This window comes from Streptomyces antimicrobicus, assembly GCF_020532625.1.
GTDB lineage: Bacteria > Actinomycetota > Actinomycetes > Streptomycetales > Streptomycetaceae > Streptomyces > Streptomyces antimicrobicus.
The window spans coordinates 1-19091 of sequence record NZ_JAJAUY010000112.1; the positions used below are offsets into that span (position 1 = coordinate 1).

At 75.2% G+C, this 19091-nt stretch carries 19 protein-coding genes; 6 read left to right on the forward strand and 13 right to left on the reverse strand.

Translation table 11 applies throughout. The features are described 5' to 3' along the window. The coding region (locus LG632_RS22815; RefSeq protein WP_226729296.1) for an ABC transporter substrate-binding protein at positions 1-1114 on the forward strand (1114 nt) is incomplete at its 5' end. Positions 1115-1302: 188 nt separating this feature from the next. Continuing rightward, a complete protein-coding gene (locus tag LG632_RS22820; RefSeq protein ID WP_226729297.1) occupies positions 1303-1545 on the forward strand; it encodes a chaplin in 243 nt (80 codons plus the stop codon). 74 nt (positions 1546-1619) lie between these two features. Here the strand turns inward: LG632_RS22820 and LG632_RS22825 are convergent, their stop codons facing one another. The 5 genes from LG632_RS22825 to LG632_RS22845 all read right to left on the reverse strand — a co-directional run bounded on the left by LG632_RS22825 (position 1620) and on the right by LG632_RS22845 (position 5446). After that, a complete protein-coding gene (locus LG632_RS22825; protein WP_226729313.1) occupies positions 1620-2411 on the reverse strand; it encodes an IclR family transcriptional regulator domain-containing protein in 792 nt (263 codons plus the stop codon). Between the two features lie 881 nt (positions 2412-3292). After that, entirely contained in the window at positions 3293-3871 is a 579-nt protein-coding gene (locus LG632_RS22830; RefSeq protein WP_226729298.1) for an RNA polymerase sigma factor, read from the reverse strand. Then, on the reverse strand, positions 3864-4019 hold the full coding sequence (locus LG632_RS22835) for a hypothetical protein (protein ID WP_226729299.1): 156 nt from the start codon (positions 4017-4019) through the stop codon (positions 3864-3866). Before LG632_RS22835 ends, LG632_RS22830 begins: the two co-directional genes overlap by 8 nt. Positions 4020-4294: 275 nt before the next feature. Next, complete coding sequence (locus LG632_RS22840) at positions 4295-4804, reverse strand: hypothetical protein (protein WP_226729300.1); 510 nt, start codon at positions 4802-4804, stop codon at positions 4295-4297. 126 nt (positions 4805-4930) lie between these two features. After that, the gene (locus LG632_RS22845) at positions 4931-5446 is read right to left on the reverse strand and encodes a DUF4188 domain-containing protein (RefSeq protein ID WP_226729301.1); all 516 of its coding nucleotides are present in this window, start codon (positions 5444-5446) and stop codon (positions 4931-4933) included. 46 nt (positions 5447-5492) lie between these two features. On the opposite strand from LG632_RS22845, the gene LG632_RS22850 reads away from it, so the two are divergent. Beyond that, positions 5493-6137: a MerR family transcriptional regulator gene (locus LG632_RS22850; protein ID WP_226729302.1), complete on the forward strand. Its 645-nt coding sequence runs from the start codon at positions 5493-5495 to the stop codon at positions 6135-6137. A gap of 59 nt (positions 6138-6196) precedes the next feature. On the opposite strand, the gene LG632_RS22855 is transcribed toward LG632_RS22850, so the two are convergent. The 8 genes from LG632_RS22855 to LG632_RS22890 all read right to left on the reverse strand — a co-directional run bounded on the left by LG632_RS22855 (position 6197) and on the right by LG632_RS22890 (position 15278). Beyond that, positions 6197-7033, reverse strand: a complete 837-nt coding sequence (locus LG632_RS22855) for a S1 family peptidase (RefSeq protein ID WP_226729303.1) — start codon at positions 7031-7033, stop codon at positions 6197-6199. Between the two features lie 104 nt (positions 7034-7137). Beyond that, complete coding sequence (locus LG632_RS22860) at positions 7138-7869, reverse strand: DUF72 domain-containing protein (protein ID WP_226729304.1); 732 nt, start codon at positions 7867-7869, stop codon at positions 7138-7140. Between the two features lie 140 nt (positions 7870-8009). Beyond that, complete coding sequence (locus tag LG632_RS22865; protein WP_226729305.1) at positions 8010-9176, reverse strand: vWA domain-containing protein; 1167 nt, start codon at positions 9174-9176, stop codon at positions 8010-8012. A gap of 8 nt (positions 9177-9184) precedes the next feature. Beyond that, the gene (locus LG632_RS22870; protein ID WP_226729314.1) at positions 9185-10351 is read right to left on the reverse strand and encodes an AAA family ATPase; all 1167 of its coding nucleotides are present in this window, start codon (positions 10349-10351) and stop codon (positions 9185-9187) included. Between the two features lie 80 nt (positions 10352-10431). Further along, the gene (locus LG632_RS22875) at positions 10432-12198 is read right to left on the reverse strand and encodes an ankyrin repeat domain-containing protein (RefSeq protein WP_226729306.1); all 1767 of its coding nucleotides are present in this window, start codon (positions 12196-12198) and stop codon (positions 10432-10434) included. After that, positions 12195-13364, reverse strand: a complete 1170-nt coding sequence (locus LG632_RS22880) for a leucine-rich repeat domain-containing protein (protein ID WP_226729307.1) — start codon at positions 13362-13364, stop codon at positions 12195-12197. Before LG632_RS22880 ends, LG632_RS22875 begins: the two co-directional genes overlap by 4 nt. Before the next feature lie 213 nt (positions 13365-13577). Then, positions 13578-14642 (reverse strand): SMP-30/gluconolactonase/LRE family protein, encoded by a 1065-nt coding sequence (locus LG632_RS22885; protein WP_226729308.1) that lies wholly within the window; start codon positions 14640-14642, stop codon positions 13578-13580. Positions 14643-14789: 147 nt separating this feature from the next. Further along, positions 14790-15278 carry a MarR family winged helix-turn-helix transcriptional regulator gene (locus tag LG632_RS22890; RefSeq protein WP_226729309.1) on the reverse strand — a complete coding sequence of 163 codons (489 nt, stop codon included), beginning with the start codon at positions 15276-15278 and terminating at the stop codon, positions 14790-14792. A gap of 83 nt (positions 15279-15361) precedes the next feature. Here LG632_RS22890 and LG632_RS22895 point away from each other — a divergent pair, with 83 nt between their 5' ends. The 3 genes from LG632_RS22895 to LG632_RS22905 all read left to right on the forward strand — a co-directional run bounded on the left by LG632_RS22895 (position 15362) and on the right by LG632_RS22905 (position 18898). Further along, the gene (locus tag LG632_RS22895) at positions 15362-15766 is read left to right on the forward strand and encodes an HGxxPAAW family protein (protein ID WP_226729310.1); all 405 of its coding nucleotides are present in this window, start codon (positions 15362-15364) and stop codon (positions 15764-15766) included. Positions 15767-16020: 254 nt separating this feature from the next. After that, positions 16021-17100 carry a quaternary amine ABC transporter ATP-binding protein gene (locus LG632_RS22900; protein ID WP_226729311.1) on the forward strand — a complete coding sequence of 360 codons (1080 nt, stop codon included), beginning with the start codon at positions 16021-16023 and terminating at the stop codon, positions 17098-17100. Then, positions 17093-18898: an ABC transporter permease/substrate binding protein gene (locus tag LG632_RS22905; protein WP_226729312.1), complete on the forward strand. Its 1806-nt coding sequence runs from the start codon at positions 17093-17095 to the stop codon at positions 18896-18898. The genes LG632_RS22900 and LG632_RS22905 overlap by 8 nt, the downstream gene beginning before the upstream one ends. Positions 18899-19091: the final 193 nt, after the last annotated feature.

Here is a 19091-nt window from a genome sequence, read left to right on the forward strand (position 1 = left end):
CGGGGGCGCGGCCGCGCCGCGCGACCCCGGCGCGTCGCCCACGCTGACGATCGGCCTCCAGGCGGATCTGACCGGGCCGGGCAAGGCGGTGGGCCAGGCGCACGAGCGGGGCATGCGGCTGGCCGTGGACCGGCACAACGCGCGGACCGACACGGCGTTCCGGCTGGCGCTGCGGGTCGGTGACGACGGCGGCGACGCCACCCGCGCCGAACGCGCCGCCGAACAGCTCCTCGCCGAGCCCGGGGTGCTCGCCCTCGTCGGGCCGACGGTGGCGGCGGCGCTGCCCGCGGTCGCCGCCCGCTGCCTGGCCGCGGACGTCACCCAGGTGCTGGTCTCCTCGGCCACCCCGGACAACCTGGGCGACTGGCGGACGCTGTGCGGCACCTGCCCGCCCGCCTCGCAGATCGTCATCCCGGTGCTGCACCACCTCACCTGGGTCCGGCCGTCCCGGCGTACCGGGGTCGTGGAGGACAGCCCGGACGCGGGGCCGGCCTGGCAGCTCACCCGGTCGCTGGAGCAGGCCCCGCCCGCGCAGGGCACGGTGACGGTCCACCGGATGCCGGCCGGCGGCTCCGACTTCGGCGCGGCCGTGCGCGCCCTGGTGCAGGCCCGGGTGGAGGCGGCCGTGTTCGCGGGCACCTCGCCGGAGCGCGCGGGCCGGTTCGCGCGGGCGCTCGCCGAGGCGGGGTTCCAGGGGCCGCGCATGGGGATCCAGGACGTGATGGAGCCGGCGTTCCTCACCGCGGCGGGCCCGGCCGCCGAGGGCTGGATGTTCAGCACCTTCCACGCCGACCCGCTGGCGGTGCCGGCCGCCGCCGGGTTCGTCGCGGCGCACCGGTCCGCGTACGGGGAGGCGCCGGCGCGGTGGGCCGCCGAGGCGTACGACGCGGTGGGGCTGCTGGCCGCCGCGCTGGCCGGGCTGGACCCCGAGGCCCGCGACCGGGGCAGCCTGTCGCGGCGGGTGTTCCGTACGGCGCACCAGGGTCTGGTCAAGCCGCTCGCCTTCGACCCGGCCACCCGGGTCCTGACGGGCGACCGCACCGCGCATCTGTTCCGGGCGGAATCCGGGGCGTTCCGCTACCTGGGCCCGTACCCGGACGTGACCTCGGCCTAGGCCGGCCGCCCGTCGCCGGTGGTCGGCGGGCTGCGGCGGTCGGCGGGCCCCGGGTCGCCCTTTCGGGGGATTACGGCGCCGAGCACTCGGGGGGCGGGGGACGAGCGCCGAAGAAAGAGTGCGGGCCGGGCTGTCCGGTCCGAGCGGCACGCGATGTGCCGTTGGTTGAGCGTGGAGGAGAACTTACGATGTCTCGTCTTCTCAAGAACGCGGCTCTGGCCGTGGCCGCCGCCGGTCTGGCCCTGGGCTGCGCCGCCGGCACGGCTGTCGCCGACGCCACTGCCGAGGGCGCGGCCGTGGGCTCCCCCGGCGTGCTGTCGGGCAACGTGGTGCAGGTCCCGATCCACATCCCGATCAACGTCTGCGGCAACAGCATCAACATCATCGGCCTGGTGAACCCGGCCGCGGGCAACATCTGCATCAACAACTGACGTAGCACGAAAAGACCGATCGGTCCGTGCCGCCCCGAGGCGGCACGGACCGACCGGGTTCCGGGGGGCCGCTCCTAGCCGGCCACGGTCAGGACGGCCGGCGAGGTGCCGGTGACGAGCAGCGCGAGGAGGACGGCGGCCGCCTCGCTCTGCAGGATCCTGGCCGCCTTCCGCAGCCGCCAGGGGTCGGGGTCGGGCAGCGAGAGCGCCACGCACTCGGCGTTGGGGCCCCGGCTGATCGGCACCGCCGCGCACACCGTGCCCAGGGCGTACTCCTGGAGGTCGTACAGCGCGGCGCCGGGCCGGTGGGCGTCGAGCTGCCGGAACAGCGCCTGCTCGGTGCCGAGCGTGTGCGCGGTGAACCGGACCGCCTTGTGCCGCAGCAGGTGGTCCCTTCGTTCGTCGTGGTCCAGTTGGGTCAGCAGGGCCTTGCCGACCGCCGAGGCGTGGGCCGCGGCCCGGAAGTCGACCCACTCGTCCACGACCGGGGCGGCGGGACTGTCGGCGTACTGGGTGATGTTGACCTCGCCGTCCTGGTAGCGGGCCACGTACACGGCGGCCCCGACCGCGTCCCGGACGCAGGCCAGGGTCTGCTGCAGCTGACCCAGTTCCGCGGCCACCGCGTGGCCGGTCAGCCGGAGCGCGGAGCCCACGACGTACGCGCCCGGACCGATCGGCTCCGCGAGGTTGGTGCACACCAGCTGGTCCGTGACCCGGGCCAGGACCAGTTGCGGCAGGCCCGTCTCGCGGGCGATCTGCGCGAGGCCGACCCCGCCCGCGTACCGGTGGATGACCTCCAGGACCCGCAGCGCGCGGTGGACGGAGGCGAGCGCGGCCGGGGGCGGTTGGCCCTGGGGCCCGCGCACGGCGCGGCGGGGGGCGGGCACCGGCGGCGGGTCCGCCGGCCGGTGGCCCGTGGGTTGCTCCGGGTGCGGCCGTTCCAGCCGGGCGTTGCGCGCCAGGGCCACGGCGAGCGGGGCGGTGGTGGTGTACACCTCCCCCAGGTCCACGTGCTCCACCGGCGCCAGGGCCCTGACGGCGCGCCTGAGCGCCGCGGGCAGCCGCCGGTGGGTGCGCGGGTCCGTGGGGGGCGGGGTGCTGATGCGGGTGAGGTCCTGGGTGGTGATGGGCGGCGAGGTCCAGATGACCCCGGCGTCGAGTGCGTCCTCCAGATCGTCCGGGACGGCGGGCAGCAGGGGCAGGTCCTCCTCCGGGGGCAGCGCCGCCGCCTGCCGGTTCCAGTGCCGGGCGGTGGCGACCTCGGCCCGCGTCAGGTGCAGCAGGTACAGGGCGCGGGCCGCGGTGTGGGAGCCGGCCCCGGCGGCGTACTGCAGCCAGAACTGGGCGCCTTCCGTGAGGCCGCCGAGGTGCAGCAGGCAGCCGAACAGCAGGGCCGCCTCCTGACTGTGCGGCCACGCGTCGACGGCGAGGGCGCGCCCGGTGAACTCCCGGCTGTCGACGAGCACCTGGGCCAGCGCGTCCAGGGAGCGTGCGGCCCGCACGTGGCAGGCCGCGTCGAGCATCAGCTGGCGGTCGGCCGCCGCCGTAAGAGGGCACTGCGCGGGGACGGCCGGTGGTGAGCGGCGGGCCGCGACACTGCGGGCCCGGTCCGCCACGACCCGGCGGGCGATGCGGCGGCGTGCCGCGTACTCGTCGAAACCTGCGTATTCATCGGTGAGGACCTCCGCGTCCTTCAGGGCCTCGCCCACATCCATGGACACGGCGTCGCGACCCGGCATCGTGTCGCTCACTGCTCCTTCTCCTCTCCAGGTACCCACTCCAGCCCGATCCTCCGGGCCAGGACCCGGCGTGCCGTGCGGATGTGCGAGCGGACGGTGGCGGGCGCGATGCCCATCAGCTGCGCCACCATCTCGCCCTCGAGTCCTGCCAGGAACGTCAGCAGCATGACGTCGTAGTGCCGTTCCGGCAGTTCGGCGATGGCCGCGTAGAGGCCCAGCTTGGACTCCAGCAGCTCCAGCCGTTTGCGTGAGGTGCGGCGCAGGGCCGCGAACCAGGCCGTCTCGACCATGGCCACCGGCCGGTCGAGGACGGCCAGGCGGCGTTCGACGTGCTCGCGGAGCACGGCCCACGCGAAGCCGTGCAGGCTCTCCTGGCGCAGGACCTGCGGCCAGACCTTCAGCAGGAAGGTGAACACGTCGTCGACGACGTCCACGGCGACCCGGCGCGTTCCCAGCTGCAGATGGGCGTAGTGCAGGTACACCCGGTGGTGCTGGGAGTGGAACGCCAGGAAGTCCACCGGCAGGACCCCGGCCAGTTCGCTGGACACGGTCTTGTCCCCGGACGGGTCGAACTCTCCTTCACTCATGCGCTCCCCCACGGGTCGTGATCCCACGGCCGCCGCGCCGGGCGACCGGCTGCGACGGCGACAGCGACAGCGACGGCCCGTCGGCGTCCCGCAGACGGGCGGAGGTGGTCGCTATCAGCGCGAGGGCGGCGTTCTCGACAAGATCCACGACGACGCGAATCCTTCCCGGTCAAAGTTGGTGGCTCCCCCTGTGGCGTGCCTGCCCCCCAGGTCCCCGGCCGCCGGAAAACAACAAGCAGGTCTCTCAACGTCCAGCCAAGCCGAAAGAACCGGCGTTTGTGCACGGGGATGCCTCCTGATGCGCAGCAGCTGGCGCATCCGCCCCGGCGCGCGCCCCCGCGCGCCCGCGCACACCCCCGGCGAACGCCACAGCGCCGCCCACCGGACCGTGACCGGTGGGCGGCGCCGCGGGACGGACGGGGGTCAGCAGCCTCCGCAGTTGTAGTAGACGACGTCCCAGTGGTTCCCCTCGTCGGCGTAGACGTTGCCGGAGCCGGAGCGCCACTGGAGGGCGCCGTCGCCGCGCGGGCCGATGTACGTGAAGGTGTTCTTGATGTACGTGGTGAGGCAGGTGCCCTTGGCGTAGTCGAGCTTGTAGCCGTTCCAGTGCGAGTAGGTGCCGCCCGCGTGGCCGGTCTCGGTGCCGCCGGTGATGTTGATGGCGCATCCGGTGGCCCGCTTGAGGGTCTGGGCGCCCTGTGCGGTGGCGAGGTTGAGCTGCTCGAACGAGGTGCACGTCGGGTTGTTGCGGTCCGAGCAGCCGCCGGACGAGGACCAGGTGATGCCGACCTGCCGGAACATCGAGGTGGCGGTGGAGTGGCTGATCTTGGTGACGGTGGGGGCCGATTGCGCCTCGGTGGCGCCGGCGACCAGGGCGGTCGCCGCGAGGGCGAGGGCGGTCGCGGCGGAGCGTGAGCGGAGTGCAGGTGCCATGGCGGTGTGAACTCCTCGGTCGGGCCGGTTCGTCCGGGCACCGGCGATGGTGCCCGACCGCCGCCCGCGCCGCCAGAGGGCCCGGCCCGGGGGCGCGGATCTGCCCCGGGCCGGACCCCGGTCGGTTCAGGCCGAACCGTGCTCCGCCGGGGTCCGGTGGGCGAACCGCTGGGCGGCGGTGCGTCCGCGCTGTTCGACGGGGACCGCCCCGGTCGCCGCGGCCAGTCCGAACGGCGGCATGTCGAAGTAGATCGACTCGTACGACCCGGCGGGCACGACGTACGTCTCGTGCCACAGCCCGACATGGCCGCGGGTCCTGCCCGCGCGCAGCTTGCGGTTGCTGACCGCCCAGGCCTTGTGGTGGAGGGCGTCGGGTGCCTTGGCGTAGGTGTAGAGCTTCTCCTTGGACTCCCAGTACTGCACGACGTAGTACGTCCGAGGAGAGGCGGTGAGCAGGACGTGGCCGAGCAGTCCCCGCTCCTTGTCCCGGGCCAGTTCGCGCAGCATGCGCGGCATGGCGACGAGGACCGGGAGCCAGTGGTGCACGGCCCAGAAGTGGTTGATGCGCATTCCGATCAGGAGGACGACGACGTCCCCGTCGGCGGCGGCGGTGGTGTGGCCCCGCGTCGGCTTCGTGAGCATGGTTGGATAGTGGCACTCCCCAAGGAGAGGTACAAGGGTACGGACGATGCGGCTGGCCGAGTTGAGCGAGCGGAGCGGGGTCTCCACCGCGACCATCAAGTACTACCTGCGCGAAGGGTTGTTGCCGCCCGGCCGGCGGGTCAGCGCGACCACCGCCGAGTACGGCGAGGAGCACCTGCGGCGGTTGCGGCTGGTGCGCGCGATCGTCCAGGTCGGCAAGGTTCCGGTGGCCACGGCGCGGGAGGTGCTCGCGCACGTGGACGACGACTCGCTGGGGCGCACGATCCGGCTGGGCGCCGCCCTGTGGGCCCTGCCGCACGGACCCGAGCCGGATCCGTCGGACCCGGCCGCGGTGGACGCGGTGCGGGAGGTGGAGCGGCTGCTGGGGATGCTGGGCTGGTCCGGTGCCCGGGAGCTGGGCGCGCTCTCACCCGTGTACCGCTCCCTGGTGGTGGCGGTGGCCACGCTGCGCAGGCTCGGCTACCCCTGGGACGCCGAGCTGATGGCGCCGTACGCGCGGCTGATGCACGAAGCGGCCCGGCGGGACCTGGACTTCGTGGAGACGCACCCGACCGAGGTGGAGAAGGCGGAGGTGGTGGTCGCGGCGACCATCCTGTTCCAGCCGGTGATGGAGGCGCTGCACCGGCTGGCGCAGGAGGAGGAGTCGCACCGGCGGTACGGCTTCGAGTGACGGCCGGGCGGCGGCAGGGCGTCAGCCGTCAGGGCGTCAGGCCGTCAGGGCTCCGGATGTCAGGGCTTGGGCAGCGCGCAGCCCGCGCGGTTCAGGTCGATCACGTTGCCGGGGCCGACGCAGGGCACGACGAGGTAGGTCTGCTGCGCGTAGTTGATGCCCTGGCGGACCGTCACGTTGCCCGCTTCGTCGACCTCGCAGGGGTTGTTCACCGAGCAGCGTCCGCCGTCCTCGTTTCCGGTGTTGTTGACGGCGACCACCTTGCCGGTGGTGGTGTCGATCACGGGTGAGCCCGAGGTGCCGCCGACGGTGTTGCACGAGGAGGTGTAGCGGACGGAGTCCTTCCAGGTCCACTCGCCTTCCTTGAGGCGGTACACGAACCCGTCGACGTTGCAGCTGTAGGTGCGCTTCCAGTACCCGGAGACGACCTTGACCGGCGTTCCCTGGACGGGGTGGGCGTCGTCGAGGGTGAGGGCGCTGATCCCGTAGCGGCTCTGGATCTGCGCGTAGGTGCTGGTGAGTTGGTAGATCGCGACGTCCGTGTCGGTCATGGTGGCGTACGCGATCTTGCTGGCGCGCAGCGTCGCGACCCTGCTCCCGGACGCGTTCAGCAGCGAGAAGCTCCGGCTGGAGGCGCGGTCCTTGACGACCTCGCCGGCGGCCGGGAAGCCGGTCTCCAGGCAGTGCCCGTTGGACAGGACGAGGGCCGGGTCGTTCGGCTGGGAGGCGGGGGTGCGCACGACCGAACCGGAGCAGTTGCTGAGCGCGACCGTCCCCGCGTACGTGACCGCGACGGCGGGCGCGGCCTGCTCCTGCCGCGGGGCGGCGACGGCCGGGGTCACGGCCGCTCCGGTCAGCAGCACGGACAGCACGGCGGCGGCGAGAGGCTTGTTCATGTGGGGGTTCCCCTCTGACGTCATGCAACCGAAGATCCTCCGGTTGTCATGCGCATTGTTGGGAGGCGCGACACAACTGACAAGGCCGCAAGCCGAGTTGGCGACTAATCGCCGCCGCCCGTGATCCGGGCGAAGGAGAGTGCGTTGCGCACGGCGGCGCCGCCCGGATCGTTGTTGAAGTACGCGAACACGTCCGCCCCCGGCGGCCACGCCTCGGCGATCCGACCGGCCCAGCCGCGCAGTGCGGCCCGGCCGTACGAGGGCCAGGGTGCGGCACGGCCGTGGTGGAAGCGGACGTAGCCCCAGTCCGTGGTGCGCCACAGGGGGGTGACGGGCCGTGAGTCGCGGTCGGCCCAGCACAGCGCGGCGCCGCGGTCGGAGAGCACCGCGCGGACCTCGGAGGTCCACCACGAGGTGTGGCGCGGCTCGACCGCGACCCGGGTGCCCGGGGGGAAGCAGCGCAGACAGGCGTCGAGCGCGGCGGGGTCGGCGCGCAGGGTGGGCGGCAGCTGGAGCAGCACCGGTCCGAGCCGGTCACCGAGGGCGGCGGCGTGTTCCATCAGGCGGTGCACCGGCTCCTCGGGGTCGCGCAGCCGCTTGATGTGGGTGAGGAAGCGGCTGGCCTTGACCGCGAACACGAAGCCGGCGGGCGTGCGCGAGCGCCACGCGGCGAAGGTGTCCGGGGAGGGGAGGCGGTAGAACGCGTTGTTGCTCTCCACGGTGGGAAAGCGGCGCGCGTACTCCTCCAGCCACAGCCGCTGCGGCACGTCGGGCGGATACAGGACGCCGGACCAGTCCCGGTACTGCCATCCGGACGTCCCCACGATCACCGGCACGCAGGGCGTCCTTCCCGCCGCGCCCCGCACCGGACACGGCGGCGGACCGCCCGCCACCCGTCCGGCTGCGGTACGGAACCGGGTCGGACGTACGACCGGCCCCGGCGGCGGCGACCACCCGCGGCGGCGGGCCCGGCGGGCTACGCCGAGCCGACCCGGACGGATTCCACCCAGGCGGGCGGCTCGGGGGCGTCCGCGCCGATCAGCGCGGCGATCAGCCGGCAGGAGGGGGTCTCGGCCGGCCAGGGGGTCCAGCCGTCGGTCAGGACGACGACGATGTTCGGCCGGTCCGGCAGGGCCAGCGCGGCCTCGATGCCCACCACCATGTTCGTTCCGCCGCCCCCGGCCAGGGTCACCTGGTCGGCGCCGGTCACCCGGGTGACGGCCTGCACGTCGGCGTCGCAGGCCAGGACGGCCACCCGGTTGCCGCGTACGCCCACCTCCCGGAGCACGCCGGTGACCTCGCCCAGCGCGGCGGCCAGGTCGTCCTCCCCCATCGAGCCGGAGGTGTCGACGACGATCGCCACCCGGGGCAGCGGCCGGCGCAGGCTGGGCAGGACCACTCCGCGCAGGGCGGGCGTGCGGCGGGAGGGCCGGCGGTAGGTGTAGTCGACGGCGCCACCGGCCCAGGCGGCGGCCTCCCGGACCGCGCCCGCCAGCACCTGCCGCCAGTCGACGGTGGGTTCGAGCAGTTCCTCCGCCCAGCGCTGCCAGCCGGCCGGCAGCCGGCCGCGGCCGCGCCGGTGCTCCCGCATGGCCTGCGCGGTGGTCCGCCGCAGTGCCTCGGCCTCGACCGGGCCGACGCGGGCGGGGCCCTCGTCCTCGCCCCGCTCCCACGGAGCGGGCGTGCCGTGGGCGCCGGAGCCGCAGTCCGGCGCGTGCGGGGTGGCCGGGATCGCCGGCAGGTAGCCCTCGAAGAGGCCGCCCGCGGGCAGGCCGAAGCGCCCGGGCTCCATGCGGCCCTCGGGCAGCGCCAGACCGTCCTGGAGGAGGTCGTCGTTGATTTCGCAGTCCTGGGCGATGTTGACCCGCAGGTGGTCGCGCTGGTCGGCGGCCGGGAGCCGGCCGGCCCGCCCGTGGTGGTCGCGCAGCAGGTGCGCGACCTCGTGCACCCAGACCCCGGCGAGCTCCACCACCGGCGTGGCAGTCACGAACTCCGGGGAGACGTACACCCGCCAGTGCCGGTCGACGCCCATGGTCCGCACGCGGGAGGACGGCACCACCGTCAGGGCGTACAGCGCGGAGGCGAGGTAGGGCCGGTCCTCGGCCGCCCGGTAGCGGGCGGCCAGGAGCTTCGCGGTGTCCACGGCCCCGCTCAGCCGCCGCCCGGCAGCGAACCGGCGAGCTGGAGCAGTTCCACGAACGCGTCGATGCCCTCGGGGACGGGCCAGTCCAGGTCCCGCATCGCCGCGAGGTCGGCGGCCGCCCGGGCGGCGACGTCGGGCACGCCCGCCTCGACGGCCTTGGCCAGGACCGCCCAGCCCGCCTCCCAGCGGCGGCGGGTGAGGTCGCCCTGCACGGCCGCGACCACGGCGATCAGGAAGGCCAGCTGCCGGTCGCCGCGCTCGGGCAGGGCGAAGGCGTCCGGCCGGGCGAGCACCTGGTCGGGGTCGGGCAGGTCCAGGTGCTCCATGTAGGCGAGCAGTTCCAGGCCGGCGCCCTCCCCCACCGCGCCGGTGAGCGCGGCGGCCAGCGGTTCCCGCCCGGTCCCGGTGGCGTACGCGGTGGCCAGCAGCCGCAGCGCCATCTCCCAGGTGCGCGGGGAGGGCCAGGCCCGGCCGCGGTGCTCGGCGTCGGCGGGCAGGTGGTGGACCAGCCCGGGGCGGGCGGTGAGGAAGCCGGAGACGACGCCCCGGGCCCGGGCCACCGCGCCGGAGACGCGGGCCGGGTCGACGGTGGGGACGGCCGGCTCGGGCCAGGTGCCCGCCATGCCGCGGGCGACGGTGCGGGGCCGGTGGGTCCAGTCGAGGTGGACGAACCGGTTGGCCAGCGGCGGGCTGAGGTGCCAGCCGTCGGCGGCGCTGGCCGGCGGATTGGCCGCGGCCACGATCCGCACCGACTCGGGCAGCTGCAGGCTGCCCACCCGGCGCTCCAGCACCACCCGCAGCAGCGCTGCCTGCACGGCGGGCGGGGCGGAGGACAACTCGTCGAAGAACAGCAGTCCCTGGCCGGTGCGGGCGAGACGGACGGCCCAGTCCGGCGGCGCCATGGGCACGCCGGTCGTGGCCGGGTCGTCGCCGACGACGGGCAGGCCCGCGAAGTCGGAGGGCTCGTGCACGCTGGCGATGACGGTCTCCAGCGGGATCCCGAGCCCGGCGGCCAGCTGCTGCAGCGCGGCGGACTTGCCGATGCCGGGCTCGCCCCACAGCAGGACCGGCTGGTTGGCGGTCACCGCCAGGGCCAGCGCCTCCAGTTGGGGGTGGGCGGCGGGCTCGGTCCGGGTCACGCCCAGCCGGGCGACCAGGGCGTCCGCGGCGGCCAGCGGACCACCGGCGAGGCGGGCGGCCGCCCCGGGGCCGGCCGGGTCGTGGGAGGCGGGGCGGTCAGGGGCGGAGCCGCTGCTCACTCGTCCTCGTCCTCCTGCCCGTCGTACTGCGCGTACTCGGCGCGCTCCTCCATCCACTCGTCGAACCACTCCGCGCCGACGCCGGGGAACTCCTCGTCCACCCGTTCGGCGAGGAAGGCCAGGTCGTCGCGGCGGTAGCGGCGGATCACCTGGGACAGGGACAGCTCCATGTCGTCGAGCGCGTCGAGGCGGGCCCCGGCCGCGAGGAGGTCACGGACCAGCTCCGCCGATCCGCCGTACGTCACGGCCGTCATGAGCGGGGTGCGGTCGCCGTGGTCCACGGCCTCCAGGTCCAGGCCCGCGGCCAGCAGCCGCGGCAGCAGCTCCCGGTGGTCGAGGAGGTGGAGCACGTGCAGCAGGGTGCGCCGGCCGGGCAGGACGAGCCGGGGGTCGACGCCCGCGTCGAGCAGCGCGACGACGCCCGGGGTGTCCCCGTGCTGGGCCCGCAGCATCAGTTCGCGCCGCTGCTCGTGCAGGGCGCGCGGCAGCCGGCCCTGCCCGGAGCGCGCGTACTCCCGTACGGCGAAGCAGCCGGCGACGGCCCCGCCGAAGGCGCGCAGCGCCTGCTCGCGCTGAATCTCCTGGGCCGTGTGCGGAACGACCAGGTCGCCGCCCCGGAAGCGGACCTCGTGCCACGCGCCGTCGCGGCAGCGCACCCGTACGGGGGCCGGCTCCGCCGGGCCGGGCGGCCCGGCGGCGGGCGGGGCCTGCGGGAACAGGGCCGCGGCGACCAGCGGGTGCAGGTCGTCCACGGTGAGCCGGCCGGTGCGCAGCAGGTGCAGGTCGGGCTGGGGCTGCCAGGTGTACTCCGGCAGGCGGGTGGCGGACCCGGCCTCGTCGCGGTCGGCGAACCGGGCGCGCACCGGGTCCTCGGGGGCCGGGCCGGTCGGCTCCAGCACCAGGGGCCAGACCCAGTCGGCCCGGAACCGGTCGTTCACACCGGCGGCGGCGAGTCTGCGGCACTCGGCGGCCGGGCGGCCGAGGTCGAGCGGGAGGCGGGCCAGGGCGGCCGCCGGTCCGGCGCGGAAGTCGGAGGGGAGCCACTGGGGCTGCTCCGGGTCGAAGACGATGCCCGTCAGACGCAGCGCCTCGGCCGTCTCGCCGCGGTGGTGCAGGACGGCGATCCATTCGGAGCGGGCGGCCGGGTCGCCGGGTCCCGGGTCCTGCGAGGGGAGTTCGGCGGTGGTGAGCGGGGTGCCGTCGGCGTGGAAGAAGGGCAGCCGGTCGGCGCCGCCGGTGCAGCGCTCCCGCAGGGTGGCGGCGTGCCGGGCGTCCCACAGGTGCCGGGCCTGGGTCCAGTCCTCGGCGTTCCGGGCGGCCCGGCCACCGAGCGGGACGCAGGTGAGCCGCAGCCGCTGGGGCCCCTCCATCATGGGGGTGGTGGTGACGATGAGGGTCAGGGCCTGCGAGGTGGCGGGGGCGCCGGGGTAGCGGGCGAGCAGGATCCGGCGATCGGTGGCGAGCGTCGTCCGGCCGCCCAGGCGGCGCGGCAGGTGCCAGCGCATCAGGTCCGGGGCGAGGTGGCGCAGGTCGTCGGTGACCGCCTCGGCGGTGGCGTCGCCGTGGCGGGCCCGCAGGTCGTCGAGGTCGAGGAGCGGATCGACGGCGGCGGCGGCGCAGGCGGCGCGCCAGTCGCCGGCCAGCCGGTGCGCGGTGGCCTGCTCGATCATCCAACGCGGCACGGCGTAGCGGCGGATGCGCTGCCAGACCGGGGCGTCTCCGGGGGCGATGCCGCCGGGCAGGGAAGGGGAGGAGGAGGTCACCGGTACACGCTGCCGATCGCCCGGAGGTCGGGATGGGAGGGACGGGCGGGCCGCAGCCGCTCGGCGAAGGACCGCTTCACCCTGCGGGGCAGGCCGGGGCCCAGGCCGACGTACTCCAGCGGGGAGTTCTCGGGCACGGCGGCGAGCAGGGTCTTGGCGCCCCGGCCGGTGAGCCCGGTGTGGCGCAGTTCCAGGCGGCGCAGCGGGCTGCCGGGCAGCGCGGCGGCGAGCGCCCGGGCCCCGCTGTCGCCGGTGGCGTTCGGCGGTGCGCCGAGGCTGCGTTCCGACAGGGGGCGGCCGAGGTCGAGGGCCTCGATGCCACCGAGGGCGTCGGCCAGCGCCCGGGCTCCGTGCGGGCCGATGCCGTTGCCGCCGAGGCCGAGCCGGACCGGGGAGCCGGGGCCCGCGGTGGCCGCGGCGGCGGCCAGGACGGCGGCGCCCTCGTCGCCGAGGTGGTTGGCGGGCAGGTAGAGCTCGCGTACGCCGGCGTCCCGGATCAGCGCGGCCAGCAGGGGCGCCGCGTCCGCGCCGAGGCCGTTGCCGCCGAGGAAGAGCCGCTCCAGCGGGGCCGGCCGGTCGAGCAGGGCGTCGAGCAGTCCGCGCAGACCGGCGAGGCCGGTGCCGGTGTTGACCAGGTCGAGGGTGCGCAGTGCGGTGTTGCGGCGCAGCAGCCGGGCGAGGTGCCCGGCCGCTCCGGTCCCGGCCCCCGCCCCGGCCTCGGAGACCGGGTTCCGCTTGAGCCACAGGGCCCGGACGCCGGTGTCCGCGCTCAGGGCCTCGGCGAGGGCGGCGACGCCGTCGGGGCCGATCCGGTTGCAGCCGAGGTAGAGGGTGCGCACGCCGTGCCCGGGTGCCTCGGCGAGGGCACGGGCGAGGGTCCGGGCGCCTTCGTCCCCGATGGAGTTGGTGCCCAGCAGCAGGTGGGCGGCGTGCGGTGAACCGAGCGCGACGGGCAGCAGCCGGGCGGCACCGGCCGGGCCCAGGCCCTGCTTGCACAGGTCGACGCGGCCGTCGGCGCGCAAGGTGCCGAGCGGGAAGGCCTCGTCGCCGGTGACCGGTCGGGCGTCCGCGAGCCGGGCGAGCAGCGGGTCCAGCGCGGCCGGGTCGGCGAGCGGCAGGTCGGGGTGCTCGATGGCGGGGCACCGTACGGGTATGGGCTGGGTCATCACCACTCCACCGGTCCTTCGCCGGTGTCCGGCGTCCACAACACACAAGGGTCAGACGGCAAGGCCGGTCGGATTTGAACCGACGTCCTCCAGCTTGACGCGTGGGCGCGACGACCTCTGCGCTACGGCCTTGCCGCGGACGATCATAGCGACCGAAGGACCGAAAATCGATCACCTGTCCGATCGTCAGGCGGTCGATACGGAAGGTGACGTTCAGGGACGGACGTCGAGTCGGGCGCGGAGCAGGTTGGGGTCGCGCAGGGTCGTGAACGCCGCGCTGGCCACGTACACCGTGCGGCCCACGACGGCCACGGCGGCCGGGTTGGACAGCCCGTCCCGGCCGCTCAGCAGGACGTGGTGGCTGCCGTCGGCGTGGACCACGGCGATTTCACCGCCGAGGTGGAGCGCGGCGAGGACCAGGTCGCCGGGGCCGGCGAAGGCGAAGTCGTCGATCCCGGCGAGGCCGGTGGCGTGGACGGTGAGCGGCGCGGCGCCGCCGTCGTCCCGCACGGGGATCCGCAATAGGGTGCCGCGGTCGGTGTTGGCCACCCACACCGCGCCGTCGCGGACCTTGACGCCGTTGGCGCCGACGGACCCGTCCGGGCGCAGGGCGGGTCCGGCGGCCCAGGTGGACACCGCGCCGTCGTCGAGGGCGATGCGCCAGACCCGGCCGAGGACCGAGTCGGTGGCGTAGAGCGCGCCGCGCTCCTCGTCCACGGCCAGGCCGTTGGGCAGGCCGTCCGCCGGGAGGGCGGCGAAGCGGGTCACCTCGCCGTCGGGCGTGATCCGCCAGACGCCGGTCAGGTCGGCGGTGCCGGTGGCGTAGTTGACGTAGAGCGCGCCGTCGGCGGTGCGTACGAGGCCGGTCGTGACGGCCCTGCCCAGGACGGGCGTGGCCGGGCGCGCCGGGGCGGGCAGGGTCGCGAGCACGCGGGTGCCGCGGAACGCGTCGTAGTGGGCGACCTGGCGGGCCGCGGCGAGGGTGAGGTCGAGGGAACCGTCGGGCTCCACCGCGAGGTTCTCCGGCGTCCGACCGGCGGCGAGGTCGTAGTGGGCGACGACGCGCGGGTCCGAGAGCACCAGGGAGCGGGGCGGGGCCGGGAGCGCGTGGACGGCGGTGGCCGACACGAGGACGGCGAGCGCCGACCCGAGCGCGGCGAGGGCCGAGCGGAGCGCGCGGAGGGGCGCCCCGGGCCGAGGGAGGTCGGGCCCGGGCCCGGCGGGCGTCACGGCAAGGGCAACGGCATCGGCATCGGCATCGGCATCGGTACGGGGCACGGGACTCTCCTTCTCGACCGGCCCGGGGGCCGGAGCGGGGCGAGGACCAGCGGACCATGACGGAGCGTCACCATTCGTTTTGTCACATGGCACGACTTCCGCAGATCCACCGAACGGGTGAAACCCGGCCCGGGCGCCCGCCCGTGCTCAGCCCGGCGACAGCCGCCCGGAGCGGATGTCGTCCAGATGGGCCCGGGCCTCCTCGGCCGCGCGCCGGAACCAGTCGGCGATGACGGCCACCTCGTCCGGGGTGTACTCGGCGAACACGGCGGCCAGGCGCGCGTACATCGGTTCGTAGACCGCGACGACCCGGGCGGCGGCCGTGGGATCGGGCACCACCCGGACCCGGCGCCGGTCGGCCGGGTCGGGCCGGCGGTGGGCGTAGCCGGCGCGTTCGAGCCGGTTGAGGACGCCGGTGACGGCTCCCGTGGTGAGGTTCGCCCGCTGGGCGAGGTCGCCCGCGCCGAGCGGGGTGTCCCCCGCGCCCAGAATGTAGCCGAGACAGGTCAGGTCGGTGACGTTCAACCCGAGGAGCTGGGCCACCTCCTGCTGGCCGACGACCCCGAGGGCCATGTACGCGTCCATGCCCTGGATCGCCTCCGCGGCCGTCGCCGGGGGGCGGGTCTTGCCCTGCACCGAGGTACTCCTTAGCATCTAAGTAACTTAGCTCGTGAGATAAAACGTCCGGAAGGCCCACGAGCGCGACCCAGGGAGAGCTTATGAGTGCGCACGGCGATGTCGACCTCGGCCACACGCTGGCCGGCTGGAGCGGCACGGTGGTGGCTCTGATCGGCACCACCGGCGCGGGCGCCGCGTTCTGCGCGGGCCGATGGCCCGGCGTCTGGGCCGGACTCGCCGTCGTCGCGGCCGGGGCGGTCCTGACCTGGGTGCTCCACCTGGCCGGCTGGGGCAAGCCCACGGGGCCCCGCCCCCACGCCGAGCGGGACTGGCGGGTGCGTGACACCGGGGCGCGCGGCGGCCACCCCGACTGCCTCGGCTGCCGCCTCGCCGGACGCGGTGCCCGGCGGCCCGCACCCGCGGCCGCACCCGTGCCCGTACCCCCGCTCGCGTCCGTGGCCCTGGCCACCCGCCGGCCGGCCGCCGCCCGAGCCGACCGGCCGTGAACCGCCCCGTACACATACGCAACGAGCAAGGATTCGCGGTATCGCCACCCAAGGGTCACAAACACCACCAAAAGTGAACTAGATCACCTTTGCGTTTGCTCCAGTTAAGGGCCGGGCAGGTGGGGCCCCGGAGCAGGTCAGGGCGCCGGTCCACACACCACCGGCGCCCTGACCGGCGGGCGGATCCCGCCGGCTCCACGGCGCGCCGCCCGGGGGTGCGGCGCGCCGTACCCCCTTCTCCCCGCGAGGTGTATGTGTCCAGGCTGCAGGTCGAGCACGTGTTCAAGGTGTTCGGTCCCCGACCCGACGAAGCGGTCCGCAGACTCCAGGAAGGCGCGGAGCGCGACGCGCTGCGCGCCGACGGAACGACGGCGGCGGTGATCGACGCGTCCTTCGGCGTCGCGCCCGGCGAGATCTTCGTCGTGATGGGCCTGTCCGGATCCGGCAAGTCCACCTTGCTGCGCATGCTCAACGGACTGCTGACCCCCACCGCGGGCCGCGTCCTCTTCGACGGCCAGGACCTGGCCGCCCTCGGCGAGCGCGAACTGCGCCAGGTGCGGTCCACCCGGATCAGCATGGTCTTCCAGCACTTCGCGCTCTTCCCGCACCGCAGCGTGCGGGAGAACGCCGCCTACGGACTGGAGGTGCAGGGCGTGCCCCGCGCGGAGCGCGAGCGGCGCGCCACCGAGGCGCTCGAACTGTGCGGGCTGGCCGGCTGGGAGGACTCCTGGCCCGACGAACTCTCCGGCGGCATGCAGCAGCGCGTGGGGCTCGCCCGCGCCCTGGCCACCGACGCGGACCTGCTGCTGATGGACGAGTCGTTCAGCGCGCTGGACCCCCTGATCCGCCGCGACATGCAGGACCAGCTGCTGGAACTCCAGCGGCGGCTGCGCAAGACCATCGTGTTCATCACCCACGACCTCAACGAGGCGATGCGCCTGGGCGACGGCATCGCCGTCATGCGCGACGGACGGATCGTCCAGGTCGGCACGGCCGAGGACATCCTGTCCCGGCCGGCCGACGACTACGTCGCCTCCTTCGTCCAGGACGTCGACCGCTCCCGGGTCCTGACCGCGCGGGCGGTGATGACCGGCGCCGAGGAACAGGGGCGGCACGCGCAGACCCCGTCGGGCTGCGGCTGCCCGTCCGTGGCGCCGGACACCCCGCTGGGCGAGCTGTGCGCGGTGAGCGCGCGGGTGCCGCACCCGGTCGTCGTACGCGACGCCGACGGCCGGGTGGCGGGGGTGGTGCCGCGCCAGCGGCTCGTCGGCCTGCTCGGTGACGAGCCGCGGGCCCCGCTCGCCTGCGCCGGGGCGGTGACCGCCGGTGCCTAGGATCCCGCTCGGCCGGTGGACCGACAGCGCCGTCGACTTCCTCCAGCTGCACCTGTCCTGGCTGTTCGACGCCGTCAGCGCGGTCGTGACCGGGCTCTACGACGCCGTGGGCGCCGTACTCGGCGCCCCGCACCCGCTGCTGTTCGCCGGCATGCTCGCACTCCTGGCCTGGTGGCTGCGCGGCCTGCTCGCCGGGGTGCTGGCCTTCGCCGGCCTCGCCCTCGTCGACTCCGTCGGGCTGTGGGCCGAGGCCATGGCCACCCTGTCACTGGTGCTCGTGGCCACCTTCGTGACCCTGGTCATGGCGGTGCCGCTGGGCATCTGGGCGGCCCGGTCCGCGCGGGTCGGCGCCGTGCTGCGGCCGGTGCTGGACTTCATGCAGACCATGCCGGCGATGGTGTACCTGATCCCCGGCATCGTCTTCTTCGGCGTCGGGGTGGTGCCGGGCATCATCGCCACGATCGTCTTCGCCCTGCCGCCCGGCGTCCGGATGACCGAGCTCGGCATCCGCCAGGTCGACGGCGAACTGGTCGAGGCCGCCGAGGCGTTCGGCACCGCTCCCCGGCACACGCTGCTGCGGGTCCAGCTGCCGCTGGCGCTCCCGACGATCATGGCGGGCGTCAACCAGGTCATCATGCTCGGCCTGTCGATGGTGGTCATCGCCGGCATGGTGGGCGGCGGGGGCCTCGGCGGCGCCGTCTACAAGGCGATCGGCAGCGTCGACATCGGCCTCGGCTTCGAGGCGGGCCTGTCGATCGTCGTCCTGGCCATGTACCTGGACCGGATGACCGGCGCGCTGGGCCGCCGCGTCTCCCCGCTCGGCCGCCGCGCCGCCGCCAAGGCCCGGGCGCTGACCGGTTTCGCCCGGATCCGGCAGCACCGTCCGCGCCCCGCGTACGCCGTCACGGGCGTGGTCGTCCTCGCGCTGCTCGCCGGGGCGCTCGGCACCTTCGGCGGCGCCCGCACGGACGGGCCGACCGGCGCGGCCGACGTCGGCAAGGGCCGCACGGTGTCCCTCGGCTACATCCCGTGGGACGAGGGCATCGCCTCGACCTTCCTGTGGAAGGAGCTGCTGGAACGGCGCGGCTTCCGCGTCGAGGCCCGGCAGCTGGAGCTGGGGGCCCTGTTCACCGGGCTCGCCGCGGGCCAGGTCGACGTCCAGACCGATGCCTGGCTGCCCGTCACCCAGGCCCAGTACTGGCAGAAGTACGGCGGCCGACTGGACGACCTCGGCTCCTGGTACGGCCCGACCAGCATCGAGGTCGCCGTCCCCTCGTACGTCGAGGGCGTGGCCTCGCTGGCCGACCTCAAGGGCCGCTCCGCGCAGTTCAAGGGCCGCATCATCGGTATCGAGCCGAGCGCCGGGGCGATGGCCAAGCTCAAGGACGAGGTGCTCGGCGCGTACGGGCTGGCCGGCGAGTACCAGGTGCTCGACGGTTCGACCCCGGGCATGCTGGCCGAGCTCGACCGGGCGTACCGGAAGAAGGAGCCGGTCGCCGTGGTGCTGTGGTCGCCGCACTGGGCGTACGCCTCGTACGACCTGCGCAAGCTGCAGGACCCGCAGGGCGCCTTCGGCGAGGGGGACGGCATCCACAGCCTGTCCCGCAAGGGCTTCGCCGCCGACCGGCCGGAGGTCGCCCGCTGGCTGAAGGACTTCCGACTGACGGAGGCGCAGCTGACCTCGCTGGAGGCCGAGATCCAGCGCACCGGCAAGGGCCGCGAGCAGGAGGCCGTCCGGGCCTGGCTGAAGGAGCGGCCGGACCTGGTGGACACGCTGGCGCCGCTCCCGGCCGCCTGACCGGACCCGCGCGGCGGAACGATTCGTCCTGGGCCGTTCGGGTGGCGTCGGGCCGGGCCGCGCATCCGCGCGGGGCAGGTGGGCAGCACAGGGGCGGGGGGGCGGCCCGCGCCCCCCCCCCCCCCCCCCCCCCCCCGGGCCCCCGCGGGGGGGGGCCCCCCCCCGGGGGGGGGGCCCCCCCCCCCCCCCCCCC